Here is a 26,817-nt window from a genome sequence, read left to right on the forward strand (position 1 = left end):
CAGCTTGCGTGGTGGTTTCCGCATGTTTCCTCCCGGATGGACGATCCGGGGACGACCGTAGTAACGCTTTGCAACTCTTTGCCGCGATCGACGTCGGCTGTCCTGTTCGCCGTACGTCCTGTGCGCCGGTTCAGCCGACCGTCCGCTGGAGCTGGTGTGGCATGTTCCAGCCGTCGGCGAGCCGGGACGGGTGCACGTTCTTCCCGCCCCCGAAGAACTCGCAGAACTTCATGATCAACGGGTCCCAGCCGATCGGGTCGACGTGACGCGTACCGGGAATGACGAGGCTCTCCTCGACATGGGTGCGGAGCACCTCGACCTGGAAGGCGGTGCATTCGGGCGTCGGACCACCGAACGGGTACGACGAGACGACCCGGCACTCCAGTTGGATCGGACACTGCGCCACCCGGGACGGCTGAACCAGTTCTGACGGCTGTTCGGTCAGCCCGGCCAGGGCGAACTTGTTCGGCTCGTACCGGTAGCCCTGTTCGCGTTTGTGTACGGGCACCGCCGCGCGACCGGTGGTGAGTGCGATCCGGTCGACCGCGTCGACCATCGACGACGACGGCAGGTTGAGTACGCACTCGCGCTCGCGGAGCAGGTTCGCCGTCGTCTGTCCGCTGTTGCCGAGGCCGAGCATTGCCGACTGGTCCAGCCACCAGGCCGAGGAGATCGGGGCCAGATTGGTGCTGCCGTCGGGGTTGCGGGAGCTGATCAGCACCACCGGGGTCCCGAAGTACAGCACCTTGAGTCCGGGAACAACGTGCATCGTCGCGCCTTTCGCGAGAGTGGGGGAGCGGTCCGCGTTCCGCGACGCCGGCCGTCAGCCACTCTTCGCGCCCGTACCGCCGTTTGCTGGCGGTGTTCGGACTTCGCGTTCCGGCTGGTCAGACCAGCGGCAGCCACATCAGGATCTCGTCGCGGTCGTCGCCCGGCGACAGGCGCAGTGCGGCCGGCAACCGGCCCACCTCGCGGTAGCCGCACCGCTGGTAGAACCGTTCCAGGTTCAGCCCACCCCGGACGGTCACCTGGAGCGCCTCCAGCCCCAGTTCGCGGCCGACCCGTTCGGCCTCGGCCATCAGTGCCACGCCGTTGCCGGTGCCCTGGAGGCCGGGGTGGACCATTACCCGCTTGAGCACCTGCCAGTGTTCCTTCAGCGCGAACCGGTTCGAGGTGAAGATCAGGAAGGCGGCCGGTCGGTTGTCGTCGGTGTAGCCGACCAGCAGGCGGTCGGGACCCTCGGCGATGCCGGCGAAGGCCGCTTCCGCGACGGTGCGGACCTCGTCCTCGCTCACCGGGGCGACAAAACCGACCGCACCGCCTGCGTTGGTCACCACCGTCCAGAGCGTGACGATCTGTTGCCGTAGCTCTGTGGTCAGCTCGGGATCGAGTGCGAAGCGGAGGGTCACCGGGTCATCTTCGTCGGATTCGTACGGGGCGTCGGGCGGGCGGCCGGGCATGGTGACGGCGGTAACAGCGATGACCGACTGACAAAATTTGAAATCTGTCATCTGTCGTTACATACTTGGCTCCGTACCTGAGGGCGTTTCGGGAGGAGAACTGATCATGGAAAAGCGCAAGCTCGGCTGGACCGGTCCGCAGGTGTCCGCCATCGGCCTCGGTGCCATGGGGATGTCCGACCTCTACGGCCCGGCCGACGAAGCGGAGAGCACCGCCACCATCCACGCCGCCATCGACGCCGGAATATCCCTGATCGACACCGCCGACTTCTACGGCATGGGCCACAACGAGATGCTGATCGGCCGGGCGCTGCGCGAACGGAACCGGGACGAGGTCGCGATCAGCGTCAAGTTCGGTGGGATGCGCGACCCTGACCTCGGCTGGCGCGGTCTCGACGGGCGCCCCGAGGCGGTCCGCAACTTCCTCGCGTACTCGCTGCGCCGGCTCGGCACCGACTACATCGACGTCTACCGAATCACCCGGCCCGACCCGAAGGTCCCGTTCGAAGAGACCATCGGGGCGATCGCCGAGCAGGTGGAGAAGGGCCACGTACGCCACATCGGCCTCTCCGAGGTCGGCGCCGACACCATCCGACGGGCCCAGGCGGTGCACCCGATCAGCGACCTCCAGATCGAATACTCGCTGCTCTCCCGGGGCATCGAGGCGGAGATCCTGCCCACCGTCCGGGAACTCGGCATCGGCGTCACCGCCTACGGAGTCCTCTCCCGGGGCCTGCTCAGCGGCCATTGGGGCGCCGAACGGGAACTCACCCCCGGCGACTTCCGCAGCTTCGTACCCCGGTTCAACGGCGACAACCTCGCCGCGAACCTGCGCCTGGTCGACTCGTTGCGGGAGATCGCCGATGCCCGGGGCGCGAGCGTCGCGCAGGTCGCCATCGCCTGGGTGCTCGCCCAGGGCGAGGACATCGTCCCGCTGGTCGGTGCCCGCCAGCGGGACCGGCTGACCGAGTCGCTCGGTGCGCTGGAGTTGACGCTCAGCCCCGACGACCTGGCCGCGATCGAGCGTGCCGTGCCGGCCGGATCGGCCGCCGGAACCCGTTATGCCGCCCCCGACATGGCCCGCCTCGACAGCGAACGGTGAGATGGTGCCCATGGCCGACACCACTCTGACCTCCGGGCAGATCCTCGAAGCGGCGGAGGACGTCCTCCGCCGCTTCGGCCCCGCCAAGACGACCGTGGTCGACGTGGCCCGGGTCCTCGGGGTCAGCCACGGCAGTGTCTACCGGCACTTCCCCAGCAAGGCGGCGCTTCGGGAGGCGGTCGCCGAGCGGTGGCTGGAGCGAGCGCACGCGCCGCTACCCGCGCTGACCAGCGCCGACCTGCCCGCATCACAGCGGTTGCGGGCGTGGCTCACCACGCTCGCCGCCGAAAAACGCACCAAGGCGCTGGAGGACCCGGAGCTTTTCGCCACCTACATGGTGCTGGTGCGGGAGAGCAGCGCGGTGGTCGCCGAACACGTCGAGGACCTGATCCGGCAGATCGCCCTGATCATCGAAGACGGCGTGGCGGACGGAGACTTCGCCGCGACGGACGTGCACCGGACCGCGCGGGCGGTGCTCCAGGCCACCGCCCGCTGGCACGACCCCGTGCACGCACCTGACTGGGTGGAGCCCGGCGTCGCCGACGCCCTGGAGGCGGTCTGTGACCTGGTCCTCGACGGCCTACGCGTACGGAACTGACTGCTCGTGCGGGAGAGGGGAGTCGAACCCCCACGCCCGAAGGCACAGGAACCTAAATCCTGCGTGGCTGCCATTACACCACTCCCGCTGGCGGTACGAGTCTAGAGCCTGTACGGCGACCGCGTGCACGTACATCCGGCGGGCGGCTTCGGCTGACCGGACCGCCACGCCCCGGCGACGGTCCGCGACGAACGGAGCGAATCAGTCCAGGCCGAGATCGCGGCGAAGCTTCGCCACGTGCCCGGTCGCCTTGACGTTGTAGAGCGCCCGTTCGATCCGGCCGTCAGCGTCGATGACGAAGGTGGAGCGGATCACTCCGGTGACCGTCTTGCCGTAGAGCTGCTTCTCGCCGTACGCGCCGTACGCGGTCAGCACCGCCTTGTCCACGTCGGCGACGAGCGGGAACGTGATCGCGTCACGTTCGCGGAACTTCGCCAGCTTGGCCGGCTGGTCGGGGGAGATGCCGACCACCTCGTACCCGGCGGCCTGGAGCGAGGCCAGCGAGTCCCGGAAGTCGCACGCCTGCTTGGTGCAGCCGGGCGTCATCGCGGCCGGGTACGCGTAGAGCACGACCTTCCGTCCGCGTAGCTCCTTCAGGGCGAGTGTCTTGCCGTCGTCCGTCGGCAGCGTGAATTCTGGCGCCAAATCGCCCGGCGTGAGGCGAGGACTCGTCATGGGACGTGACATTACCCGCTCCCACCAGGCACGATCTTGAACGGTCTTCCTCGTTGTTGCAAAATGCTGGCAACAGAGGCCGTTGGGCAAATACGCTGAGTTCCCGCTGGCGCGGACCCCCTCGCCGCGGATGGGGAGGATGTAGTGCAGAACATCGCGATGCACATCTCCAACGGGATCATCAACGGTCCCGTTGCCGCGATCTACGCGGCGTTCGCGCTGGTGGTGCTCACCTTCTGCGTGATTCGCGGCCGGCGCGACCTGGACGACCGGCTGGCACCGATGGCCGGACTGGTGGCGGCGTTCATCTTCGCCGTACAGATGCTCAACTTTCCGATCTTCACCGGCGCGGTCAGCGGACACCTGCTCGGTGGGGCGCTCGCCGCGATGCTGGTCGGCCCCTGGGTCGGCGCGCTCTGCGTGTCCGTGGTGCTGATCGTCCAGGCACTCGTCTTCGGCGACGGCGGCGTCGCCATGCTCGGACTGAACATCACCAACATGGCGATCATCGGCACCGCCGCCGGTTACCTGCTGATCGCCCTCCTGCTCCGGGTCCTGCCGCGTACGCCGGCCGGGCTCGCGGCGACCGGCTTCGTCTCCGCCGTGGTCAGCGTCGTGGTCGCGTCGCAGGGCTTCATCCTGCAGTACTGGCTCGGCGGCACCACCGATCTTGGCGGCTCGCTCGGCGGGCTCGCCGGCACCATGGCCGGCGCGCACCTGCTCATCGGCATCGGCGAAGGGCTGATCACGGCCACCACCGTGGTCACCGTCGCCAAGGTACGACCCGATCTCGTCTACGCCCTGCGCGGCCTGCGGACCGTGCCGGCGCTCTCGAACCCGGTTACCGGAGGTGCGCGGTGAAGCAACGACACTGGGGATTCATCGTCGGCGGACTGATCGTCGCGTTCCTGCTCGCCGGGGTGGTGAGCAACTTCGCCTCGTCCCACCCGGACGGGCTCGACTCCTCACTCCGTGCGGGCTGCACCTTCGACGCCGACGACAACATCACCGGCGGAAGCTGCCCGGCTCAGCAGACCAGGGACCACGAACTCGCCGACAGCCCGCTCGCCGACTACGGGGTGAAGGGGGTGGAGAACGCGTACCTCTCCACCGGTCTCTCCGGGATCGCCGGAGTGCTGATCACCTTCGCCCTCGGCGGCGGCCTCTTCTGGCTGACCCGTCGCCGGGGCACCCGCGCCGACGGTACGGAGCCGACCGGCGCCGACATCCCCATGGCCGGCGCCACCGCCGGCACCGAAGCGGTGAAGTAGGTGGGCGCCGGGCACGCGCACGTGCTCTACCGGGCCGGAACCTCGCCCGTGCACCGGCTGCCCGCGGAGGTGAAGATCACGGCGATGGTCGCGTTCAGCATCGCCGTGGTCGCCACCCCGCGCGAGGCGTTCTGGGCGTACGGCGGCTACGCCCTCCTGATCGCGGTGGTGGCCACACTCGCCCGGATCGGCCCGGGCTGGCTGCTCAAGCGCTCCCTGATCGAGCTGCCGTTTGTCTTCTTCGCCTTCGTGCTGCCCTTCCTCGGCACCGGGGAGCGGGTCGAGTGGCTCGGCCTGCACCTCTCCGTCGACGGCCTGTACGGCGGCTGGAACATCCTGGCCAAGGGGACGCTCGGCGTACTGGCGTCGCTGCTGCTGGCCGGGACCACCACCATGCGCGACCTGATCCTCGGCCTGGACCGGCTGCACTGCCCGCAGATCCTCACCCAGATCGCCACGTTCATGCTGCGCTACCTCGACGTGCTCGGCGGCGAGGCCCGGCGGATGCGGGTGGCCCGCATCTCCCGGGGCGACGACCCGCGTTTCCTCTGGCAGCTGCGCGGCTTCGCGGCCGGGGTCGGCGCGCTCTTCCTGCGCGCCTTCGAACGCGGCGAGCGGGTCTACCTGGCGATGCTCTCCCGGGGGTACGACGGCCGGATGCCGACCATCTGGCAGTCCGCCGGTGCCGCCACCGCCGGCCACTGGGTAGTTGGCGCGACAGTGCCGCTGACCGCGGCCGGCATCGCCGTCACCGCGCTGGTGCTGTCATGATCGGTGCCGTGGAGACTCCCGCCTCGCTGGACGTACGTGACCTGTGGTTCGCCTACCCCGACGGCCACGTCGCCCTGCACGGGGTCGACCTGAGCGTGCCGAAGGGCGAGCGCGTCGCCCTGCTCGGGCCGAACGGCGCCGGCAAGACCACGCTGGTCCTGCACCTGAACGGGATCCACACCCCGACCCAGGGCAGCGTTACCGTCGGTGGCCTGACCGTCGACCGCGACCGGGGCACCCTGGCGGAGATCCGGCGCCGGGTCGGCATCGTCTTCCAGGACCCGGACGACCAGCTCTTCCTGCCCACGGTCGCGGAGGACGTGGCGTTCGGTCCGGCCAACCTCGGGCTGCGCGGTGCGGAACTCGCGGCCCGGGTCGACGAGGCGCTGGCGGCGGTCGGGATGGGCGAGCACCGGGACCGGGCACCGCACCACCTGTCGTTCGGGCAGCGCCGCCGGGTGGCGGTCGCCACCGTACTCGCCATGCACCCGGAGATCCTGGTCCTGGACGAGCCGTCGTCGAATCTCGACCCGGCCGCCCGGCGTGAACTGGCCGAGATCCTGCGCGGGCTGCCGGTGACCCTGCTGATGGTCACCCACGACCTGCCGTACGCGCTGGAACTCTGTGACCGGTCGGTGATCCTGGACGGCGGCCGGATCGTCGCCGACGGGGGCACCGCCGAGGTGCTCGCCGACGCCGACCTGCTCGGCCGGCACCGGTTGGAACTGCCCTACGGGTTCGACCCGGTGGCGGCGGCCAGCCGGGGCTGATCGTCGGTCCCCGCCGGGGGTGCCGTCCGGTCGGGTGGCGTGGCCCGCAGCCGCAGCACCCCGACCAGGGTGCCGCCGACACCGATCACGATCACCGCGGCGACCAGGAGTCGGGCCGACCCGGCGGGCCAGCTGACCGGTGCCACCGACCGGCCGAACACCGCCGCGTTCGCCACCCCGGCGAAGAGCGCCAGGCAGGCCCCGGCCAGCGCCAGGGCGAAGTCGGCGGCCGGCCGTCTGGCCAGCGCGTACGCCGCCGCCGCGACCGCACCGAGCCCGGTGAGGACCGGCCAGATCTGCCCGGCGAGCAGCCCTTCGAGCACCCCGCCGGCCCCGGCCGCCCCGGCGTCGAGTTCCCGGCCCACGGCGAGTACGACCGCACCCGCACCGGCCAGGGCGAAGCCCACGGCCAGGGCGGAGGTCACCGTACGGCCGGCCCGGCCGGCGGTGGGAAGCAGCCCGAGTGCGCCGACCAGGAGCGCGCCGACCACGCATGCGAGCCACCATGTGCCCGGGTTCGGCGGCGGCACCCAGTCCAGGGTGCCGCGCAGTTCGATCGGGGTCACCCCGTCGCGCAGCGGCACCGTCCAGTCCCGGATCCGGTGGGTGTGCCCCGGGTCGGCGCTGACCTGGGGCGGCCGGCTCTCCTCCACCCAGTGCGTACGCCGGTCGTGCCAGCGGGCCACCGGCTCGGTGCCGGTCCGTTGCCAGGCCGGGGGGAGGGTCGGGTCGGCGCTCGCCGGTGGTTCGGTGTCGGCGTCGAGGGTCTGGTTGATGTACGTGGTGGGGGAGTTGCGGTTCTCGTACGCCCCGTCGGGCCGGATCTCCAGGTAGGGCTCGCCGGAGTAGCCGAGCACCTCGATCGTGCGACCGGTCCGGTTGGTCAGCTCCAGCCGGGCGCCGGCCTCGATGAGACGCACGGTGAGTCCGGGCAGGTCCGGGGCGAGTGTGGTGACGGTGGTCCGGAAGTCGGTTCCGTCCGGTGCGTCCGCGCCATGGGCGAGGGCGGGCGTGCCCACCGCGAGCGCGCCGAGCAGGCCGGCGGCGCACGCGGTGAGCAGGCGTCGGATCACTTGGTGGCCGCTGCCACGGCTGCCTTGACGTCGTCCGGGTTCGGGTTGACGCCCTTGCCGTTGACCAGCACCGTCGGGGTGCTGTTGATGTTCGCCCGGCTCGCCGCCTCGGTTACATGCGCGGTCCACGGCTTGAACGTACCGTCACGTACGCAGGAGCCGAAGGCGCCCCCGTCGAGGCCGACCCCGGTGCCGATGCTGATCAGCTCGTCGTCGCTGAGTCCGGCGCTTCCCTCGGCCGGCTGACGGTTGAACAGCGCCTCGACGTACTCCCGGAATTTGCCCTGGTTCGCCGCGCAGCCGGAGGCGGCCGACGAACGGGTGGAGTACTCGGTGGAGGAGGCCCGGTCCAGGTACGCGACCGGGTGGTACAGGATCCGGACCTTGTTCTCGCTGACGAGCTGGTCCAGCGTGCTCCCGGTCGACTTCTCGAACTGCCCGCAGAACGGGCAGATGAAGTCCTCGTAGATGTCGATGGTGACCGGCCCGGTGCCGACCGCGATCGCGTTGCCGTCGGTGGTCGCCCCGGCCGGGGCGGTGAAGTCGCTCGTCGATTGTTGGCTGGACAGGACGCTCCAACCGATCAGGCCGGCGACGACGAGCACCACCACCGCGATCAGTGAGGTCCAGAGCGTGCGGCGGCGGCGTCGCTCCCGGGCCAACTGTTCCCGGACCACCCGGGCCGAGCTCTTCTTCGGGGCCTTCTGCGGCTGCTGCTGCGCTCCGCGTTGTGCCTTCTGCGGCGGCTGTGGTCCGCGTTGTGCCTTCTGTGGCGGCTGCGGTCCCTTCTGGGCTTTCTCCGGTTTCCGTCCCGGGCCGCCCTGGCGGCCCGCTCCCCGTGGACTACTCATCCTCGTCCTCCAGACGCTGCCCGCCGGCCATCCACCGGTCGATCGAAAACGGGCTGCGTGGCCAGCGCAGCAGGAAAGCCGCCATGATCAGGAAGCCGATGTCCCGAAGGATCTCCGGCAGGTAGCTCGGGGTCTGGCCGACGGCGAGCGGACCGCCCTCGCTGAAGCAGCCGCAGTCGATGGCGAGGCCCCTGATCCAGGCCGAGCTGATGCCGGCGATGAAGAGCAGCATCAGGAGCGCGGAGATGCCGGCGGCCAGTCGGATGGCCAGACCGAGGAGCAGGAGTACGCCGAGCGCGATCTCGACGAACGGCTGTGCCGCCCCGATCGCCCTGGCGACGTCGAAGGGAAAGATCTGGTACGCGTTCACGGCGCGCCCGGCAGCGGCCAGGTCACCGATCTTCGTGCTGCCGGCCCAGAACCACACCGCCGCGAGTCCGAGCCGGACAGCCAGCCCGAGCCACGGTTGGACCAGATCCCAACGCGCGCGTGCTGAGGTCACCATGGTCATGGTCCCTTAGTCGCCGGGCAGGATCATGAGGTTCCGTTTCCCAGCCAAGTACCAGCCAGTCCCAGGAACCTCCCAGCCGGCCGTGTTCCGCCTCGCCCGGCCGGCCGTGTCCGGTTCAGCTCGCCAGCGCATCGCCGACCGCCTCGACCAGTTCCGCCCGCGCCCGGGCCACCCGGGAGCGGATGGTGCCGACCGGGACCCCCTCCACCGCCGCCGCCTCCGCGTACGACAGGCCGAGCACCTGGGTCAGGACGAACGCCTCCCGCCGGTCGGCCGGCAGCCGCCGGAGCAGGTCGGTGGCGCCGAGCTGCCCGGCCGGATCGGGGTACGGGTGGTCGGTGTGCGCGGCCACGGCCATCCGCTCGTCGAGCCGGCGTCGCCGGACCACGGTACGGAGATGGTCGGCACAGGCGCGCCGGGCGATGCCGAGCAACCAGGTCCGGGCACTGGACCGGCCCTCGAACGCGGGCAGGGCCCGGAACGCCCGCAGGTACGTCTCCTGCACGAGATCGTCGGCGCTGTCCCGGTCGATCAGCGCGGCGGTGAAGCGCCACACCTCCGCCTGGGTGGCCCGGACGAACGCCGCCTGGGCCACCGGATCTCCGCCCTGGGCACGTAGGGCCCAGTGGGTGGCGTCGTCCAGGGCGCGGGTCCGGTCCACCACCGCGGCATCGACAGCGGCGCTGACCAGGGCGGATTCGCGCGGAACGGGGATCACGCCATCCGAGGTTACGCGTGCGACCGGAGCACGGGGGCGGCCTTGCCGGGCTTCGGTGCGGTTGCGCACCTCCGGGAACTTTTCTGCCACGTACGCCGACTATTTCCCCATGACCTGCGACGAGGTACGGGTCGCGCTGTCGGCGCGGCTGGACGGGGAAGATCCGCGCGCGCCGATGGAGGCGCTCGACGCGCACACCGTGACCTGCCCGGGGTGCCAGCTCTGGCTGGCCCGTGCGGAGGAACTCGACCAGGTCATGCACCGGGCGCAGGCGGTCGAGGTGCCCGACCTCACTGCCACCGTACTCGCCGCCGTGGCCGCCGACCCGGTCACCGCCGCCGCTGCCCGCCGATCCGCCTCGGCCGCGTACGGCCGCCGTCAGATCCTCCGGGTGGCGGTCGCGGTCGCCGCCGTCGCCCAGTTCACCATCGCGCTGCCGATCCTGCTCGCGGGCTTCGGTGTCCAGGTCGACCTGCACACCAGCCGGGAGATGGCATCGTTCGACGTGGCGCTCGCGGTCGGGTTCGCGCTCGCCGCGTACCGACCGGAGCGGGCGCAGGCGTTCGTGCCGGTTGCGTTCGTGCTCGCCGTCTGCCTCGCCGGGACCAGCGCGGTCGACATTGTGAACTCGACCACGGCGGTGGTGCACGAGATCGGTCACCTGGCCACGGTGGTCCAGGCCGGGCTGCTCTGGGCGCTCGGCCGGGTCAGCCGGCGGACCGATCCGCCGCTCGCGGCGGTGCCGGTGACGGGGCGCGGGTGACACCAGGTCGCGCCATGGCGGGTTTCTGGGCGAGCATGTCCGGCATGACTGCCGCACAACGACGATGGGTGTCGCGCGCCGGCGCGATGCTCGGCCTTCTGCTGGCGACGTTCGCCCTGCTGTTCGGACCGGCCAGCCCGGCGAGTGCCCACGCGGTGCTGGTGAGCAGCAGCCCGCTCGCGGACGCGGTGCTGCCCAGCGCGCCCAGCGAGGTGGTGCTCACCTTCAGTGAGGGTGTCCGCAACGTTCCCGACAAGATCCGGGTGCTCGGCCCGGACGGCGCCCGGGTGGACCGGGGTGAGCCCGCCTTCGACGGCGCCGTGGTCACCATTCCGGTCGACCCCGGCGGACCCCGGGGCACCTATCTCGTCAGCTACCGGGTGATCTCCGCCGACAGCCACCCGGTCGCCGGCGCCTACACGTACTCCGTCGGGGCCCCGTCGAGCCCGCCGGAGGACACCGCGAACGACACCGTCGACCCGGGCATCACGGCCGCCGTCGCGGTCGGCAAGTACCTCGGCTACGCCGGACTGGTTCTGCTGGTCGGTCCGGTGCTGGTGCTCGGCCTGCTCTGGCCGAGGCGACTGGACCGCACTGGGCCGGCCCGGCTGGTCTGGACCGGGTTCGGCCTGGTCGCCGCCGCGACCCTGATCGGGATCTGGTTGCAGGTTCCGTACACCACCGGGGGCGGGCTCTTCTCGATCAGCGGCAGCGCGCTCAGTGATGTGCTGGCCAGTACGTTCGGCGCCGTGTTGCTGGTCCGGCTCGGCATCCTGGTGGCCGCCGCCATCCTGCTCCGGCCGCTGCTGCGGGGCAGCGCCGGTCGTGCCGACCACATCCTGCTGGCCGTACTCGGGGTGGCCGGGATCTTCACCTGGCCGCTCGCCGGGCATGCCTCGGCGTCACCCGTACCGGCGGTCTCGGTGCTGGTCGACGCGGTGCACGTGGGGAGCATGGCGGTCTGGCTGGGTGGGCTGCTGATGCTCGTCGGCTTCCTGCTGCGCCGGGCCGACGAGCGGGAACTCGCCGCGATCCTGCCGATCTGGTCCCGCTGGGCCGCGGTGGCGGTTTCCGCGCTGCTGCTCGCCGGGATCGTGCAGGCGCTGATCGAGGTGGCCACCCCGAGCGCGTTGATCGACACCACCTACGGTCAACTGATCATCGCGAAGGTGGTGCTCTTCGCCCTGGTCATCGGGGTGGCGGCGTACTCGCGACGGCTGGTCCAGCGCCGGCTCGTCACCGAACGGCCGGGACGGATGCGTCGGGCGGTCTGGACCGAGCTGGGCGTCACCGCGGTGATCCTCGCCATCTCCGCCGTACTTGTGCAGACCCCGCCCGGCCGGACCGCCGAGTCGAGTGACGCGGCCGCCGGTGGGGGCATCTTCACCACCACGCTGACCAGTTCGCTGCTCTCCGTCCAGGTGGAGGTGGACCCGGCCGAGACCGGCAGCAACTCGATCCACCTGTACGCGTACACGCTGGAGAACAAGCCGCAGCCGGTGGTCGAGTGGACCGGAACGGCGGCGTTGCCGGCCAAGGGGATCGAACCGATCGAGATCCCGCTGCTGCCGTTGACCGACAACCACGCCACCGGCGAGATCAGCCTGCCCACCCCGGGCGACTGGCAACTGCGCTTCACCGTACGTATCTCCGACATCGACCAGGCCACGGTGACCGCCACCGTGCCGATCACGTAGGAAGGCGACTCCATGATCCGTCCCCGGCGTACCGCGACCGCGGCAGCCCTCGCCCTCGGCGCCACCCTTGTCGGCGTGTTGGGCCTTGCCCTGCCGGCCTCCGCGCACGTCACGGTGAACCCGAAGGAGGCGAGCCAGGGTGGCTACGGCCGGGTGGCCTTCCGGGTGCCGAACGAGAGCGACACCGCGTCGACCACCAAGATCGAGGTGAACCTCCCGGAGAACGCGCCGATCGCGTCGGTGTCGACCATTCCAGTGCCGGGCTGGACGGTGGAGTTGGAGAAGCGCAAGGTCGACCCGCCGCTGGAGGTGCACGGCAGCAAGGTCACCGAGGCGGTGGCGAAGATCACCTGGACCGCCACGGCCGACGCGGCGGTCAAGCCGGAGCAGTTCCAGGAGTTCGGCGTCTCGATGGGTCCGCTGCCCGAGGTCGACCAGTTGATTTTCAAGGTGTTGCAGACCTACTCGGATGGCGAGATCGCGCGCTGGATCGATGAGCCGGCGGCGGCCGGTGCCGAGGCTCCGGAGCACCCGGCGGCGGTGTTGAAGCTGACCCCGGCGGCGGCTGCGGCGTCGGCCGGCGCTACTCCGGGAGCCTCGGTGGCGGCGGTCGCCCGTACCGAGGGCGACGACGAGGACGAGGGGAGTTCGGCCGCGCTCGGGCTCGGCATCGCCGGTCTGGTCGCGGGTCTGGCCGGCCTGGCGCTCGGCGGTCTGGCGTTCGCCCGGACCCGTCGTCCGGCCGCTCCGCCGACGGTCTGACCTGCGCTGATCCCACCCTGTTCGCTGGCCCGTCGGTGATCCGGCGGGCCAGCGCCGTTTTGGGCAATAAGACGCGTTAGACCCATTTAGGTCGGTATCGTCTGAAGATACATTGATCAGGGGGGAATAGCGCATGCGCGTCGTACGCACCTTCGCCGGGGTGCTGCTGCTCACGGTCGGGTTGGCGGTCCTGCTCGTCGGCAGTGCACTGTGGATGGTCGCGGAACAGCGTGGCACCCGCGACGCCTTCGGCGCGTCGCTGGAACGGGTGGAGACACCCGGCCGTGCCGTCGTCGTACCCGACCTGGACGCACTGCTGCGCCGGGACGCCCCGTTCACCCGTACCGCCGGAACCCGGCTGCGGATCAGCGCCGGAACCGACGCGCGGCCCGCCTTCATCGGCCTCGCCCCCACCGCCGAGACCGGCCGCTACCTGGCCGCGATGCCGTACGCGCAGATAGAACGGGTGAGCGTGACCCGGGGACGACTGCCGGTCCAGGTCGCCTCGGTGTCGCGGGTCGGGGTACCCGCCGCCGCCGTCGCGACCCCGGGTGAACAGTCGTTCTGGGTACGTCAGGCAGCCGGCACGCTCGACCTCTCCCCGGCCGACCTACGCGGGCAGCGGCTCAGCCTGGTGGTGATGTACCCCGACGCCGGGAGCGGAGTCGCCCTCGACCTCCGCACCGAACTGCGGGTCGGTTGGATCGAGCCGACCACCTGGGGACTGCTCGCCGCCGGCACCCTGTTCGCCCTGCTCGGTGTCGCCATCCTGGTCTGGCCGACCCGGCCACGGGAGGTGGTCTTCGTGGTCGAGCCCAGCCAGTTGCCGCTGCTCAGCGCCCGGCTCGGCGTACGCGCCCTGGACGATCTCGGACGGCCCACCTCCGGTACGCCCAGGACCCGCGAGCCACTCCGGTCCGGGTCGTCCGCACCCGTCGCCCCAGCCGGTCCCGCCACCGGTGCCGTGCCACCCGGCTGGCCGCTTCATGCGAACCTGCCGACGGCGACGCGGCCGGCGACGCTCGCCGACCTCCTCGCCCAGCCTCAACCGAACTCGTCCCGGACGGGCAGGCCGACCGGGGATGCCCCGACGGCCCGCGAGACGGGCGTCATCGTGCCCGCCCCGGTGGACCGTCCCCGGGTCGACCCTGACACTGTCCCGGCCGATACCGCTCACCCCACCGCCCCGGCTCACGGCGCAGCCGATCCTGCTGTCCCGGCCGAGGCCGCTCGACCGGGAGGTGTCGGTGCTCATGCCGTCCCGGGCGACGACGATGGCGGCCAGGCCGGCGGCGATGGCGGCCACGCTGACGGTGCGCCGGCCGGGCGCGCTTCCCACCCCGCTGTCTCCGCGATGAGGGAGAACAACCTCGCGCATGCCTGGCCGGCGAGTAAACCGCCGCCGGCCAAGCTCGCGCTGAACTGGCCGCCGCGCGCGGCGGACAAGGCGCCCGCCCCGGCGGTGGATCCGGCCCAGGTTCTGGACCCGGTGCACCCGCCGCAGCCCGTTCCCACGACCAACGTCGCGGGCCGAGCGGCGACCAGCGGCCGCCCCAGGAAGTGCAAGCCCGGGTCGCCGGAGGCGGACGGGACGGAGGCGTCGATCGACAACCGGCCGGAAGACCCGCGCAACGGCGTCCGTACGCCGCAACCGGTGAACGAGCCGGCCGGACCCGTCGAGCCGGCACCTGGCAGCGAGGCGACGGCGGGCAGCGGTCGGGTTCCCGGCTGACGCACGGTCCCGGGGCTGTGCGCCCGTACCCGGACCGGCAAGCGGCCCTCCGTGCTGCCGACACGAAGGGCCGCTCTCACCGGGGGATCGGTGTAACTGAAGAAACGTTTCTGGCGTTGGTTCTAGATTAGCCCCAAGGGGACAAGTAAGGGAGATCTGTCCAATTGGTGCAACTTTTGCTGTTACCGGACAGTCAGCGGGTGACCGGGACACCGCTGCGCGGCGGACTGCTCGCCGGTGCCATCCGGACCAGGTGCCGGGTCGGGAGCACCACCAGCAGCACCACGGCCAGCAGCACGTACATGTTGCGCAGGACGAACTCGACCGGCGAGTTGGTCGGCTCCGGGGCGCTACCCCAGTCGTGGAACGAGACCACGCCGTAGACGACGCTGCCGTACACCACGGCGGCCAGGACGAGCAGGGTTCGGCGGCGGCGTCGGCTGGTCCCGGCGGGCTCCCAACCGGGCGGCGACGCCATGCCCGCGTCGGCCAGCACCAGCACCGCCGGGATGAACCAGTAGACGTGGTGGGTCCAACTGATCGGACTGACCAGCGAGCCGACCAGCCCGGTCAGGGCGAGTCCGGCCAGCCCGTCGCCCCCGCGAGCGGCCCGGCTCGCCCGCCAGAGACCGTAACCGCCGACCACGGCCACGAGTGACAACCAGAGCAACTGGTCGGGCTTGTCGGGCACGGTGAAGCGGCTCAAGAGGCCGAACAGGGACTGGTTGCCGGTGTAGTCGGTGCGGCCCACCCGGTTGGTCGACCAGAGTTCGTGGGTCCAGAACCGCCATGAGTCACCGGGTGCGACAGCGGCGGCGAGCAGGGTCGCCACGGCGGCGGTCGCGCTCGCCACCGTCGCATCCCGCCACCGCCGGGCGGCCAGCAGGTAGATGATGAAGATGCCCGGGAAGAGCTTGAGCGCCGTCGCCAGCCCGATGCCGACGCCGGCCCAGCGCGAGTTACGGGGTACGGCAAAGAGCAGGTCGGCCAGGATCAGCACCACCAGCAGCATGTTGATCTGGCCGAACGTGATCGTCTCCCGGGTGCTCTCCGCGGCGAAGACCAGTGGAATGGCCGCCCCGGCGGCGAACCAGCGGGGGATGCCGCGCCGGTCCGCGATCGGCTTCATCAGCCACCAGGTGGTCACCACCACCGCGAGCGAGGTGAGGATCGTGAAGATGGCGACGGTCACACCGAGCCGCAGGTCGGCGAAGGGACGCAGGAGCAGTGCGCTGAACGGCGGGTAGGTGAAGTAGAGCTCCCCCTGCACCCGGTCGGGTTGGGCGTAGTCGTAGAGGGGGTGGCCATCCGCCCAGAAGCGCATCGCCTTCATGTAGATCTTCAGGTCGAAGAAGTTGTGCGGCGTGCCGAGCAGATAGACCACCGGGACGACGGCGGCGAGCACCACCGTCACGACGAGCCGGCGGGCGGTGCGACCACCTGGGTCGTCCGCGGCTGTCGTGGGTGGGGCGGGGTGATCGGCTGACACGGGAAAACCCTAGCGGTCGGTTATGGCTGCCGCGTTGAGGCGCGGGTTGCCGGGCTGCGCGTAGTCTGTGGCGGTGGCTGATCTTCTTGTCTGGATCGACTGTGAGATGACCGGGCTCGATCTCGGCAAGGATGCACTGATCGAGGTCGCTGCTCTGGTTACCGATCCGGATCTCAACGTTCTTGGTGAAGGTGTCGACGTGGTGATCCACGCCGACGAAGAGGCGCTGGCAGGGATGCCGGAGATAGTACGGGCTATGCATGAACGCTCGGGCCTGACCGAGGAGGTACGTCGTTCCGCGGTGAGTCTCGCCGAGGCCGAGGACCTGGTCATGGAGTACGTGACCAGCCTGGTCAAGGACCCGCGCAGCGCTCCGCTCTGCGGCAACTCGATCGCGACCGACCGGGGTTTCATCGCCCGGGACATGCCCCGGCTCGACGGGTACCTGCACTACCGCATGATCGACGTCTCGTCGATCAAGGAGCTGTGCCGGCGCTGGTACCCCCGGGTCTACTACGGGCAGCCGGCTAAGGGGTTGGCCCACCGGGCGCTGGCCGACATCCGGGAGAGCGTCCGGGAGCTCGAGTACTACCGCCGTACCCTCTTCGTGCCGTTGCCCGGCCCGGACGTGGAGACCGCGAAGTCGATCGCCGCCCAGCTCTGAGTCGTACCGGCAGGGGCGGTGCCAACCCGCTCGACGCGGTGCGGGTGGGTGTGGCTATGATTGGTCGTCGCACCGCCCGGGGTTCGGATTTCCGGGCGTGGACGGCATGGTGGCTGTAGCTCAGTAGGCAGAGCACCGGGTTGTGGTCCCGGGTGTCGTGGGTTCAATTCCCATCAGTCACCCCACGTCAAGCCCCCTCTTCGGAGGGGGCTTGTTTCGTTTCCGGGTGTTGGTTGCCCGGTGCTGGTGAAACGGCGGGCAGGAAAACGGCGCGGGCCGGACCGGGGAGCCTCCCGGACCGGCCCGCGCCGTTCTTCGCTCAGTTGGTGGGCGTGCTGCTCGGGTCGGCCCCGGCCGGCTCGTCCGCCGACGGCGGCTCGTACGGGATCGCACTGCCCTTGATGTACTCGTCCCAGCTCATGTTCCAGTCGGTCCAGCCGTTGCCGTTCTTGAGCTGGACCTCGGTGCCCTTCACGGTGATCGGGTCACCGATGGTGGTCACACCGAAGAGCCAGGCCGCGTTCTCCTGGGACATGTTCACGCAGCCGTGCGACACGTTGGTATGCCCCTGCTGCGCCACCGACCAGGGCGCTGCGTGGATGAACTCGCCACCCCAGGTCAGCCGCTGGGCGTACTCGATGTCGGTCTTGTAGCGGTTCTCCGGCTTCGGGTCGTCCATCGTGTCGAAGACGGTCTTGCGCAGCTTCTCCATCACGATCATGGTGCCGCTGGAGGAGGGGGTGCTCGGCTTGCCGAGGCTGATCGGGAAGGTCTTGAGGACCTTGCCGTCCTTGGTGACGGTCATCTTCTTGGTCTTGTTGTCGACCGTCATCACCACCGCCGGGCCGATCTTGGCGTCGATGGTGAGGTCGGCGCGTCCGTACCAGCCGTCGCCGAGCGGCAGGCCGCCGGCCTGGATCTTGTAGTCCAGCTCGGTGTTGGCCTTCCAGAAGGTCTTCGGCCGGTAGTGCACCTCGGTCGGGCTGATCCACCGCCAGGAACCCTCCTGCGGAGGGGTGGTGGTCACCGTCATCCGGCGCTGGAGGTCGTCCCGGTACTCCTCCGGAATGGCCCGGGAGAACTGGACGATCGCCGGCATGCCCACCCCGACGACCGAGCCGTCGCCGAGGAAACTGGTGACCCGGACCTGGTTGGCCGGCTTGGCCATGGTGGTGAAGCTGCTGTTGACCGTCGCCGGCTTGCCGTCGTCGCCGGTCGCGGTGACGGTCGCGGTGTAGGTCGTGCCGTACTCGAGCGCCCCGCTCGGGAGGAAACTCGTACCCTCGGCGTTGACCTTGCCCTCGACGACCTTGCCGGCGCCGTCCTTGAGCTCGAACTTCGTCTCGGTGGCGTCCTTGCTGCCGAAGGAGATCTCGGTCGAGGCGGGCACGTCCTTGGCGTCAGCGGCCGGACTGGTGACCACGGCGCTGGCCTTCGGGAGTTCGGGGGCCTTGCCACCCTGCCAGGCCGGTGAGTTGCCACCGCCGCCGCTGCTGCAACCGGCCGCGAGTGCGAGCACCCCGGTCAGCACGACCGTCACGAGCGTGCGTGCGGTTGCCCGACGCCGTCTCGCGGTCTGCCTCATCAACTGGTCTCGACTCGCGCGCATTGTCCCCTCACAGTTCTCATCCCCACGTCTCATCCTCTCCCAAAGACGCCACGCGGCAAATTTTGGTTTCACGACGTGGCGAGAAACCCATATTTGGGAGTTGAGATGTCGGTATAGTGGCTGATTTGTCCTTGCCGATCTTGCCTGCTGGGGCCGTGGATCAGCAGCTTGGCGTCGGGCATGAACTACCTCTGCCACCACCGGGGAAAGGTACGAAAAGTGCCGCTCGCCGAAAATGATTACTGAAATCAGGAACTGGGCGTCACACCGGCCGACGGGCTGGCCGGAGCGCTCCCCGTGGCGGCCGGAGCCGTCGAGACCGGCAACGCGCTGCCCTTGACGAACTCGTCCCAGCTCATGTCCCAGGCGGTCCAGCCGTTGCCGTTCTCGAGCCTGCGCTCGGTGCCCTTGACCGTGACCGGGTCACCGATCTTCGTCCGCTCGAAGAGCCAGCGCGCGTTCGGGGTGGAGAGGTTGACGCAGCCGTGCGAGACGTTCGTACGGCCCTGCTGCTCCACCGACCAGGGTGCGGCGTGGATGAACTCGCCACCCCAGGTGAGGCGCTGCGCGAAGTCGATGTCGGTGACGTACCGGTTGGCCGGGTTCGGGTCGTCCCTGGTGTCGAAGACCGTGGTCTCCTTCTTCTCCATCACGACCATCGTGCCGCTCGACGACGGGGTGGCCCGCTTGCCGAGGCTGACCGGCATGGTCCGGACCAACTTGCCGTTCTCGAAGACCGTCATCTGCTTGGTCGAGTTGTCGACCTTCATCTCGAAGCTGTCGCCGATCCGGGTACTGGCCTTCCGGTCGACGTTGCCGTACTTGCCGTTGCTCAGCGGAATGCCCTCCAGGCCGATCCGTACGGTCAGCTTCGTCTCCGGCTGCCAGAACTTCGGTGCCCGGTAGAACGCCTGTGTGCCGTTCGCCACCCAGTGCCAGGCGCCCGGCTGCGGCGGGTCGGTCCGCACGAACATCCGACGCTGCACCGCCGCCCGGTCCTTCTTCGGGATGCCGGGGGAGAACTCGACCACGACCGGCATCGCCACCCCGTAGACCTTGTCGTCGAAGAGGTAGAGCCCCGAGCCGATCTGGGAACGCGGCTTCGCCATCGTGGTGAAGGAGGTGGTCTTCGTCTCGACCTGCCCGGACGGACCGGTGGCGGTGACCGTGGCCTCGTACTGCTTCGCGTACTTCAGCGGTCCGTCCGGCACCCAGGAGGTGCCGTCCTCACGGAGACTGCCGGGAACCTTCGTGCCACCGGTGGTCAGCGTCACATCGGTGATCTTGCCGCCGGTCACGGTGGTGCCGATCTCCGTGCTCACCGGCTGCTTGGCGGCCCCGGTGGCCGGGGTGATCGCCAACACCACCGGTTCGGCTGGTGGAGTGGGACTCGTCGTGGGCTGGCCGGTGGCGTTGACGAAGCGTGGCTTCTCGCCCTCCCCGCACCCCGCCAGGGCCATCGGTGCGACCACCACCAGGGCAGCGATCATCGCCCAGGCCCGCCTGACGTTAGCCATCCCCACCCCGTTCATCCGCATCCTGGGCCACATCGTGCACCATCCGTACCAAAGTCCGGGGCCCCGAAACGACCCTCGGCAGGGTTTCGCCCGCTTTGCTGGCACCACCGCCCGTACGGCTGGTCGGGGGTATCTGATTGGAGTCGGCTCCCAGGTGCGTGCTAGGGTTTCACCCGTTGTCAGAGAGCGCCGCTAGCTCAACTGGCAGAGCAGCGGACTCTTAATCCGCGGGTTCGGGGTTCGAGTCCCTGGCGGCGCACCACTGAGATAGGCCCCGATCCGGCGTTAAACGCCGGATCGGGGCCTTCTTCATGTCGTGCCAAAGGTGGAGTGCTCGACGGGTGCTCGGAAGCGGTTGGACCGCCGCGCGGGCCGGTGGACGGCGTCGTGATCGTGGACAGGAGCCGATCGAGCCCTGTGTTGCGGTGGGTGCGCTGGGTGTCGGCGATAGTGTGACGGCCAGCGGGTGTGACTCGAAGGCATCGGGATCGGGCCGGAGGATCAAGACGTTGCGTTCTCGCCGGTGCTGGCCAGGGTCGCTGCGCTGTGGCTGGAGGAGTGGTGGCAGGAGACACTCGAGTCCGTCACTCGAGTAGCTCCGTGACGATGGCCTCGACCTCCGAGGCGGCCGGGTGCCGGGCGAGTTCGCCTCGGACCCGGCGGCGCATCGTCACGAAGTTCATGCCTTCGTCGAGACTGAGTCCAGCGACAGCCTGGGATTGGTCACGGCCGAGATCCGCGAGCCGTTGATGTGCTGCGTTCCCAGCGTCGTACATCGGGATGGGCAGGTTCCACAGATGCTTATCGATGTGCCGCTCGTCCTTTCCATAGGACATCAACGGACGGGCGAGCGAAGTGAGGATGGGGCTGTTGAGAATCGCGCTGAGGTAGTGGCCTTCGGCTCGTGTGTAGATGGCGCAGTAGTAGAGGCCGTGCTCGATGATTGCGGCTGGGTCGTCGACGATGGCGGCGGCGACGTGCATGCCGGATGCGGCATAGGCCAGTCGCAGCGATGGCGCGGGCAACTGGGCGGTGAGTTTGTGTCGGAAGTCGAGCTGCTCGGCGAGGGTGAGGCGGTCGCTGCTTCGATGCACTCTCCAGAGCGCTTCCGCCTGCCGCCACCAGTCAGCGAGACCTGGATGGTAGTCGAGCCGGGAATCGGTGCCAGTTAGCAGGACCGAGCCGTCGAGCGGGAGAACCGCTTGCCTGGCGGGCAGGATCTGGTACGGCAACAGGTTCTCGCCGAGCAGGACCCGCCGGACGAACTCCGCCTCCACGACCCCTTGAAGGGTCGGTAGGTCCTTCCACGGCGCCTTCTCGAGATTGCTGCGCGCCGAGCGTACGGCGCGGCGGCCGGCACTGAGGCCCAGCCTTCCTCCGGAGTCTGCTTCGACGAAGAACAGGACCTTGGGGAAGATCGTCGCCCCGTTCTTCACCTGTGGCTTGTACGGTGACTCGGCGAGAGACGCCCGCCTCTGCGCCAGGTCGACGCGCTCGCGGTGAATCAAGGGCTCGACCTGCTTCCACGTTTTGGCATCGGCAGGAAGGCGTCCGGTCCACTGCTCGGTGATCGAAGGCAGTCGGTGGTAAGTGCTCCAGGTGGCACGATCGCCGAAGATGACGCTGGCGCCTCGCGGAAACGGGTGCGGGCGTAGCCGCCGCAGGTCCCAGGAGTCGCTGAAGGCGACGGCAGCGGGCTCAATCTCGTCCTTGTACCACCCTCTGCGGAAGCCCTCGTAGTGTTCGCGATCGAGCGCAGCGTTAGGCAGGACGAAGGCGAACGTCCCGCCGTCGGTGAGGTACTGCTGGATCGCTCTTGCGACGAACAGGCCGGAGAGGTCCTGCTGTGTTGCAAAGTGTCTGCCGTGCCACAACCCGCGGTCGTGGGAGAGCTTCTTGAAGGTCGTCTGCATATCGCGCGGCATGTGGCGGTAGGAGAGCCACGGCGGGTTGCCGAGCAGGACGTCCACCCGGTTTTCGTCCTTCGCTAGCCAGACCGGCCGGGCCAGGTTGCGCAGATAGTAGCTCCAGATGTGGTCGCGTCCCTCATCGTGTAGTCGGCACATCGCCTCGAAGGTGCCGAGGATCATCGGCTGGTCGCCAGACACGATCTTCATCCGATGGAAGAACCCGGCCAGCGAAGGCGGACTGTCTGCATCCCGTGGTTTTGCCGCGATGCTGGCGAGCCCCGCGACGATCTGATCGAACCGGCTCGGCTCCTTGAGCAGGTCCTTAGGGAAGCGGAGCCAGTCCTCGACCTGGCTCGCGTTGTGGCCGGCGCTGATGCGTACGTGGTCCTCAGTAAAGAGGTCTCGGCGTTCCCGCCACTGCATGCTGTCGCCGAGGTAGACCGGGATGGTCATGGCCCCTCGCTGATCGGTCAGGCGCTGGTGCCCGATGGCGAGCAGGTAGGTCACCCGTGCGAGCGCTACGGCGACGGGGTGCAGGTCAACACCGATCACTTGGTGGGTGAGCCGCGTCAGCGCGATGTCGAGCGGAACGCCTGCCTCCTCGGCCGCAGTGAGGTAGCGGCGTACGGCGTGGAAGAGGAAGGTGCCTGAGCCACATGCGGGATCCAGCACCCGTTGCCGCAGCGGGTCGGTGACGACGGTGTCGACGAGATGTTCGGCAAGCCAGTCCGGTGTGTAGTACTCGCCCATCCGTTTGCGCGTTTCTGCGCCAATCATCGACTCGTACAGCACCTTCAGGATGTCGTGGTTGGCCCTCGCCCAATCGAACCGCGCCAACCGGCGGGCGAGCCCGTGGATGAACTCGCGACCGCCGGCCACCTCCGTGGTCCAGCCGAAGAAGTCGTGTTCGACGACGCCGAGGATGCCTGCCTGGTCGAACCGTTGCCCGGTGATCAGATCCTGCGGCTGCAACTCCATGACGTCAATGCCGACGACCAGGTGCGCGATGATGTGCGCGCTGTTCATGAGCAGCGTGTGCTCCACGAAAAGGTCCGGGTCGTTGACGAACTGCGTACCCAGCGCACTGTCCAGCAGCTCTGCCCACAACTGTCGCTTCAACCGCACCGTTGGCGACTGTGCGTGCTCTTCGTAGAGAGCGGCCAGCGCCGTGCGGTCCAATTTGTGGGACATGCTCGCCGAGCCGAGTCGGCGGGCTACCTCGGCGGGGCTCGGGGGAACGCGCTGGCTCGTCGCCAGTACGCCCTCCAGCCAGTAGAACAGGGCCAGCCCGTCGGGGCGGGCGAGAGTCACGGCGTGGCTGTCGACCAGGGCCAGAGCGCCGGCCCGCAGCTGGTAAGCACGCCAGGTGACGCCGTCAGTGAGGATGCCGACGTACCGTTGCCCGGTTTCCTGGCTCCGCGACCTGACATAGCCCGCCAGTTGGTGCTCGGCCTCCTGGAGGGTCCGGCCGGGCTGGAGCCGTTTCTTGACCTCGATGACGGTGAAGCCGATCTCGACGTCGATGCGGCGGCCACGGCCGGCCGGAGCTTCGAGGTCGACGTCGACTTCGAAATCGAAGAGCCCGAAGTCTCCGGCCAGCAGAAGCTGTCGGATGTCGGCCTGGAGGGTCGCCTCGCTGCGAGGGGTACGGCGATCGGCGATGCGTGCCACCAGGGATTGCAGCGAATCCGGGAGCCTATTCGAACTCTCCTCGGGCCTGACCGAATTGTGGCGGCTCCGGGTTCCGTTGGGCGTACCGTCCAAGCGAGCCATACATCAGTTTGGATATTGAGCGTCGCCGGATCCAAGTGGTTGTGAACTACTGTCAGGTTTTCGACAGCTACCGGTCGTGACTGTAGGTTGCTCCGCTGACCGATGCTCTGGTTGTCTAGCCGACTTAGGGACGGTCCACAGTGATTGAGGAGCCGGTTACATGGTGGCGGCACACGAAACGACGCTGCGGGAGTTGCTAGAGGGCGCGAAGCAGTATCGGGTGCCGCTGTACCAGCGGACGTACTCGTGGACGGACTCCCAGCTCGACCGCCTCTGGGAGGACATCCGCAAGCTCGCCGAGGAGCGGATCGAAGACCCAACCCTCACGCACTTCATCGGCTCGCTGGTACTCGCGCCCAGCCCGAACCATGGGCCGGCGGTCTCCGAGTTCTTGGTGGTGGACGGTCAGCAACGACTCACCACCCTGTCGATCCTGCTCTGCGCCATCCGCGACCATCGGGTGCAGCACGAGAACCCAGATCATCGAGATCGCATCGACCAGGAATATCTGATCAACAAGTACAAGCCTGCTCACCGGTTCAAGCTCGTCCCGACTCAGGCTGACCGGCCGGCGTACGAGGCATGCCTCGATGCGACCCCGCAGGCGGGCGGAACGGACCGGGTCGGTGCGGCGTACCGGTTCTTCAAGTCACAGCTCGCTGCCGTCACCCCGGACGACTCGTTGGACATCGAGCGCATCGAGGACGCCGCTATCTCCGGGATGGCGCTGGTGTCGGTCGTCGCGCAAGCGGGCGACAACGTCTACCGAATCTTCGAGTCGCTGAACAACACCGGCCTCAAGCTCACTCAGGCCGACCTGCTGCGCAACTATCTCTTCATGCGGTTGCCGAACCGGGGCGAGGCCGTCTACGGCTCCCTGTGGTTCCCGCTGCAGCAGCAGTTGGACTCCGGGGAGCTTGAGCAGTTGTTCTGGCTCGACCTGGTGCACCGCAATCCCGAGGTCAAGCAGACCGACACCTACACCGGTCAGCAGGCGCGGCTCAACCGCTTGCACACCGAGGCGGAGATTGAGGCAGAGGTACGCCGGTTCTGTCGGCTCGGTGCCCTGCTGCGGATCATCCTTCACCCCGAGGAGGAAGGCGACCCGGAGGTGCAGCGGCGGCTGGCCCGGCTCAACGCCTGGGACACGACTACCGTGTACCCGCTGCTGCTGCACCTTTTGGACCGTCGGGAGCAGGGGACGGCGACGTCGGAGCAGATCGCCTCGGCGATGCTGTATGTGGAGAGTTACTTCATTCGGCGCCTGCTGATCGGCCGGGCCACCGCGAGCATTAACCGGATCCTGCTACGCGTCGTGACCGACATGGGCGCGGATTTGCCGGTCGACCAGGCGGTGCGGAAATACCTGTCGGTTGGCCGGAAGTACTACGCCAGCGACGCCAGTGTTCGGGCGGCGATACGGTCCATCCCGTTTTATCTAAACGGGCGCGCCACCCAGCGGAAGCTGGTGCTCCAGTGGCTGGAGGAGTCGCATGGCAGCAAGGAGCCAGTGGCGTCGGACTCGCTGACCATCGAACACGTCATGCCGCAGAGTCCTACTGCGGAATGGCGGCAGGTGTTGAGTGAGGATCTGCAAGGCGAGGAGAGCTTTGCCGAAGTGCACGAGGCCCTGGTCCACACGCTGGGCAACCTGACCCTCACCGGCTACAACGCCGAGCTCAGCAACAGCTCCTTCTTGGTCAAACGGGCCAAACTGGGCAAGAGCGGGATCTCGCTCAACCGGGACATCGCTGAGCAAAAGCGTTGGGGCCGCCCGGAGATCTACGCCCGCGCCGATGCGCTTGCCGAGCAGATCATCGTCCATTGGCCCGGACCTACCGAGGAGGCAGGCAGCCGGTCCGAGGTGCCCTGGGACGTCATGAACAAGGCACTCGCCGCACTGCCAGCCGGCTCCTGGACCGCGTACGGCGATGTGGCCGCGCTGATCGGCAGTCACCCCGTGTCGGTCGGCGCCCGGCTGGCCAGCCAGACGGCGCCGAACGCACACCGGGTGCTCCAGGCCGAGGGCACCGTGTCGCCCGGCTTCCGGTGGCTCGACCCGTCCCGGACCGAGGACCCGCGCGATTTGCTGCGCGCCGAGGGGGTCGAGTTCGACAAGTACGGGCGGGCCAGCCAGGCACAGCGCTTTGGCGTTGAGGAACTGGCCCAGGTTGCCGGCATGCCACAGCAGGATGCGTCCGGGCAGCTGGTTCGCCCACGATCTCGTCGTAACGATCTGCTGGATGACCGGTTCGTCGAGCAGTTGACGGATCTGCAGGATGCGCAGGTGGTGGTGGGCGCGCTTGCCGTCATCGAAGCCTGGACCGAGATGGGCGGCAGTCCGCTCTACGGTTCGGGCGGCGAGACGTCTTGCTTTCTAATGGCACGGGGGAAGGACCACGAGCTCGGCAGCATCTGGCCCGCGACGATTTACCCCAGCGGGAAGTTCGAGGTTGTGTTCCAGCATCTGAGCATTCGGACACCGTTCGACGAGATTGCGCTCCGCGAGGAGTTCCGCCAGCGGTTGAGCGAACTGCCGGGCGTGAAGATCGCTGCCGCCAAGCTCGCCCTCCGCCCCGGTTTCCCCCTGGACGTCCTTGCCGACGCCAAGACCCGCGCGGCACTGATCGACCACCTCGCCTGGTTCTACCAACAGGCGGTGCGCCCCGGAACCTGACCTCACCTCCCTGCCTCGTCCCACCCCTTGAATGCCTCTCGTGCCGCACCTTGCCTTCGCCAAATGATCAGTCGCCCGGCGAGTGACAGAGGTAGCTGGAATATCGCGGTCGAGCGCACACCGGATGCTGGTCTGGTCTGGTTGCACGGAACAGGGCTTGTGAGCCGGTGGCTGTTCCGAGGGGACGCCACCACACCTGGGGTACGACGCGACAGCCCTGGGCTCTGGGTTACTCGGCCGGGATCTCTCGGCTTCCAGACACCCGGGCCCCTGCGGGGCGGGCAGCGGCGCTGGAGCGTGTGCCATCTGCTCGCCCTGCTGTCCAGGAACGTGTCGCGGCAGAATCTCGGTCGGCGTGAGCTGTTCCGGCGCTTGCCAGCGTCGCGCGTGGGTGAGGTCTTTGCCAGAAACGCGATGGTGTTGG

23 protein-coding genes and 3 tRNA genes are annotated in these 26,817 nt (G+C 69.0%); 14 read left to right on the forward strand and 12 right to left on the reverse strand.

From position 1 onward, the window contains the following. Nucleotides 1–130 precede the first annotated feature (130 nt). Together BDK92_RS24270 and BDK92_RS24275 are read right to left on the reverse strand one after the other, a co-directional pair. Complete coding sequence (locus BDK92_RS24270) at nt 131–769, reverse strand: flavin reductase family protein (RefSeq protein ID WP_121158780.1); 639 nt, start codon at nt 767–769, stop codon at nt 131–133. A 118-nt stretch (nt 770–887) separates the two neighbouring features. Then, nucleotides 888–1,409, reverse strand: coding sequence for a GNAT family N-acetyltransferase (locus tag BDK92_RS24275; protein WP_121162535.1), 522 nt, complete (start codon nt 1,407–1,409; stop codon nt 888–890). A gap of 157 nt (nt 1,410–1,566) precedes the next feature. Here BDK92_RS24275 and BDK92_RS24280 point away from each other — a divergent pair, with 157 nt between their 5' ends. Next, a complete protein-coding gene (locus tag BDK92_RS24280; RefSeq protein ID WP_121158781.1) occupies nt 1,567–2,562 on the forward strand; it encodes an aldo/keto reductase in 996 nt (331 codons plus the stop codon). Nucleotides 2,563–2,572: 10 nt separating this feature from the next. Beyond that, the gene (locus BDK92_RS24285; protein ID WP_211349354.1) at nt 2,573–3,160 is read left to right on the forward strand and encodes a TetR/AcrR family transcriptional regulator; all 588 of its coding nucleotides are present in this window, start codon (nt 2,573–2,575) and stop codon (nt 3,158–3,160) included. A 7-nt stretch (nt 3,161–3,167) separates the two neighbouring features. Here BDK92_RS24285 and BDK92_RS24290 read toward each other — a convergent pair. Together BDK92_RS24290 and bcp are read right to left on the reverse strand one after the other, a co-directional pair. Continuing rightward, nucleotides 3,168–3,248 (reverse strand) — tRNA-Leu (locus BDK92_RS24290). 113 nt (nt 3,249–3,361) lie between these two features. After that, on the reverse strand, nt 3,362–3,835 hold the full coding sequence (gene bcp, locus BDK92_RS24295) for a thioredoxin-dependent thiol peroxidase (RefSeq protein ID WP_121158783.1): 474 nt from the start codon (nt 3,833–3,835) through the stop codon (nt 3,362–3,364). Nucleotides 3,836–3,979: 144 nt separating this feature from the next. Between bcp and BDK92_RS24300 the strand changes: the two genes are divergently transcribed. Genes BDK92_RS24300 through BDK92_RS24315 form a run of 4 tightly spaced genes read left to right on the forward strand, consistent with a single transcriptional unit; the run spans nt 3,980 to nt 6,647 of the window. Continuing rightward, the gene (locus BDK92_RS24300; protein WP_121158784.1) at nt 3,980–4,696 is read left to right on the forward strand and encodes an energy-coupling factor ABC transporter permease; all 717 of its coding nucleotides are present in this window, start codon (nt 3,980–3,982) and stop codon (nt 4,694–4,696) included. Beyond that, complete coding sequence (locus BDK92_RS24305; RefSeq protein ID WP_121158785.1) at nt 4,693–5,106, forward strand: PDGLE domain-containing protein; 414 nt, start codon at nt 4,693–4,695, stop codon at nt 5,104–5,106. The genes BDK92_RS24300 and BDK92_RS24305 overlap by 4 nt, the downstream gene beginning before the upstream one ends. Beyond that, nucleotides 5,107–5,877: a cobalt ECF transporter T component CbiQ gene (gene cbiQ / locus BDK92_RS24310; protein ID WP_121158786.1), complete on the forward strand. Its 771-nt coding sequence runs from the start codon at nt 5,107–5,109 to the stop codon at nt 5,875–5,877. After that, a complete protein-coding gene (locus BDK92_RS24315) occupies nt 5,874–6,647 on the forward strand; it encodes an energy-coupling factor ABC transporter ATP-binding protein (protein WP_121158787.1) in 774 nt (257 codons plus the stop codon). Before cbiQ ends, BDK92_RS24315 begins: the two co-directional genes overlap by 4 nt. Here the strand turns inward: BDK92_RS24315 and BDK92_RS24320 are convergent. The 4 genes from BDK92_RS24320 to BDK92_RS24335 form a co-directional block, all read right to left on the reverse strand. Next, nucleotides 6,608–7,720: a hypothetical protein gene (locus BDK92_RS24320; protein WP_211349355.1), complete on the reverse strand. Its 1,113-nt coding sequence runs from the start codon at nt 7,718–7,720 to the stop codon at nt 6,608–6,610. The two genes, BDK92_RS24315 and BDK92_RS24320, sit on opposite strands and share 40 nt — an antisense overlap. After that, a complete protein-coding gene (locus BDK92_RS24325) occupies nt 7,717–8,571 on the reverse strand; it encodes a DsbA family protein (RefSeq protein ID WP_121158788.1) in 855 nt (284 codons plus the stop codon). Before BDK92_RS24325 ends, BDK92_RS24320 begins: the two co-directional genes overlap by 4 nt. Beyond that, the gene (locus tag BDK92_RS24330; protein WP_121158789.1) at nt 8,564–9,082 is read right to left on the reverse strand and encodes a MauE/DoxX family redox-associated membrane protein; all 519 of its coding nucleotides are present in this window, start codon (nt 9,080–9,082) and stop codon (nt 8,564–8,566) included. The genes BDK92_RS24325 and BDK92_RS24330 overlap by 8 nt, the downstream gene beginning before the upstream one ends. 115 nt (nt 9,083–9,197) lie before the next feature. Continuing rightward, nucleotides 9,198–9,800 carry a sigma-70 family RNA polymerase sigma factor gene (locus BDK92_RS24335; RefSeq protein WP_425462253.1) on the reverse strand — a complete coding sequence of 201 codons (603 nt, stop codon included), beginning with the start codon at nt 9,798–9,800 and terminating at the stop codon, nt 9,198–9,200. 109 nt (nt 9,801–9,909) lie between these two features. On the opposite strand from BDK92_RS24335, the gene BDK92_RS24340 reads away from it, so the two are divergent. The 4 genes from BDK92_RS24340 to BDK92_RS24355 all read left to right on the forward strand — a co-directional run bounded on the left by BDK92_RS24340 (nt 9,910) and on the right by BDK92_RS24355 (nt 14,754). Beyond that, nucleotides 9,910–10,563, forward strand: coding sequence for a zf-HC2 domain-containing protein (locus BDK92_RS24340; RefSeq protein ID WP_121158790.1), 654 nt, complete (start codon nt 9,910–9,912; stop codon nt 10,561–10,563). Between the two features lie 35 nt (nt 10,564–10,598). Beyond that, nucleotides 10,599–12,260 (forward strand): copper resistance CopC/CopD family protein, encoded by a 1,662-nt coding sequence (locus tag BDK92_RS24345; protein WP_170208876.1) that lies wholly within the window; start codon nt 10,599–10,601, stop codon nt 12,258–12,260. A gap of 12 nt (nt 12,261–12,272) precedes the next feature. Next, complete coding sequence (locus BDK92_RS24350) at nt 12,273–13,022, forward strand: YcnI family copper-binding membrane protein (RefSeq protein ID WP_121158791.1); 750 nt, start codon at nt 12,273–12,275, stop codon at nt 13,020–13,022. Between the two features lie 133 nt (nt 13,023–13,155). Beyond that, complete coding sequence (locus BDK92_RS24355) at nt 13,156–14,754, forward strand: hypothetical protein (protein WP_121158792.1); 1,599 nt, start codon at nt 13,156–13,158, stop codon at nt 14,752–14,754. A 193-nt stretch (nt 14,755–14,947) separates the two neighbouring features. On the opposite strand, the gene BDK92_RS24360 is transcribed toward BDK92_RS24355, so the two are convergent. Beyond that, complete coding sequence (locus BDK92_RS24360; protein WP_121158793.1) at nt 14,948–16,243, reverse strand: glycosyltransferase family 87 protein; 1,296 nt, start codon at nt 16,241–16,243, stop codon at nt 14,948–14,950. Between the two features lie 67 nt (nt 16,244–16,310). On the opposite strand from BDK92_RS24360, the gene orn reads away from it, so the two are divergent. Continuing rightward, nucleotides 16,311–16,907: an oligoribonuclease gene (gene orn / locus BDK92_RS24365; RefSeq protein WP_121158794.1), complete on the forward strand. Its 597-nt coding sequence runs from the start codon at nt 16,311–16,313 to the stop codon at nt 16,905–16,907. Nucleotides 16,908–17,016: 109 nt separating this feature from the next. Beyond that, nucleotides 17,017–17,092, forward strand: a tRNA-His gene (locus tag BDK92_RS24370). Nucleotides 17,093–17,226: 134 nt separating this feature from the next. Here BDK92_RS24370 and BDK92_RS24375 read toward each other — a convergent pair. After that, on the reverse strand, nt 17,227–18,516 hold the full coding sequence (locus tag BDK92_RS24375; protein ID WP_121158795.1) for a L,D-transpeptidase: 1,290 nt from the start codon (nt 18,514–18,516) through the stop codon (nt 17,227–17,229). Between the two features lie 248 nt (nt 18,517–18,764). Beyond that, nucleotides 18,765–20,033, reverse strand: a complete 1,269-nt coding sequence (locus BDK92_RS24380) for a L,D-transpeptidase (RefSeq protein WP_121162538.1) — start codon at nt 20,031–20,033, stop codon at nt 18,765–18,767. Nucleotides 20,034–20,219: 186 nt separating this feature from the next. On the opposite strand from BDK92_RS24380, the gene BDK92_RS24385 reads away from it, so the two are divergent. After that, a tRNA-Lys gene (locus BDK92_RS24385) sits at nt 20,220–20,295 on the forward strand. A gap of 322 nt (nt 20,296–20,617) precedes the next feature. On the opposite strand, the gene BDK92_RS24390 is transcribed toward BDK92_RS24385, so the two are convergent. After that, a complete protein-coding gene (locus BDK92_RS24390) occupies nt 20,618–23,614 on the reverse strand; it encodes an N-6 DNA methylase (protein ID WP_211349356.1) in 2,997 nt (998 codons plus the stop codon). Between the two features lie 262 nt (nt 23,615–23,876). On the opposite strand from BDK92_RS24390, the gene BDK92_RS24395 reads away from it, so the two are divergent. After that, nucleotides 23,877–26,393, forward strand: a complete 2,517-nt coding sequence (locus BDK92_RS24395; protein ID WP_121158797.1) for a GmrSD restriction endonuclease domain-containing protein — start codon at nt 23,877–23,879, stop codon at nt 26,391–26,393. Nucleotides 26,394–26,817: the final 424 nt, after the last annotated feature.

This window comes from Micromonospora pisi (assembly GCF_003633685.1).
In the GTDB taxonomy this organism is placed as follows: Bacteria; Actinomycetota; Actinomycetes; order Mycobacteriales; family Micromonosporaceae; genus Micromonospora_G; species Micromonospora_G pisi.